This window comes from Aeromonas popoffii, assembly GCF_000820025.1.
Taxonomy (GTDB): Bacteria; Pseudomonadota; Gammaproteobacteria; order Enterobacterales; family Aeromonadaceae; genus Aeromonas; species Aeromonas popoffii.
In genome coordinates this window covers 3,311-3,723 of the sequence record NZ_CDBI01000007.1, presented here as the reverse complement: position 1 = coordinate 3,723, position 413 = coordinate 3,311, and the positions used below count along the sequence as shown (strand labels likewise).

The following is a 413-nucleotide window of genomic DNA, read 5'->3' as shown; positions in this document are numbered from 1 at the left end:
AACTCAGCCTTGGTGCGCATGTCGTCAATGGTGGCGCAGCCGGTCAATCCCATGGAGGAGCGCAGGCCGCCCATCTGCTGGTGAATGATCTCTTTGAGGCGGCCCTTGTAGGGTACGCGCCCTTCGATCCCTTCCGGCACCAGCTTGTCGGCGGCGTTGTCGGTCTGGAAATAACGGTCGCTGGAGCCCTTGGACATGGCGCCCAGAGAACCCATGCCACGGTAGGACTTGAAGGAGCGACCCTGATAGAGCTCGATTTCGCCCGGTGCCTCTTCGGTACCGGCAAACATGGAGCCTACCATGACGCAACTGGCGCCAGCGGCGATGGCCTTGGCCACGTCACCGGAGAAACGGATGCCGCCATCGGCAATCACGGGGACGCCAGTGCCTTCCAGCGCATCAACGGCATCGGA

At 62.5% G+C, this 413-nt stretch carries 1 protein-coding gene; it reads right to left on the bottom strand.

Features of this window, described 5'->3' with window-relative positions; translation table 11 throughout:
* Positions 1–413, bottom strand: a 413-nt coding sequence (locus tag BN1129_RS01340) for an IMP dehydrogenase (RefSeq protein WP_042033999.1), incomplete at both ends; no start/stop codon positions are given.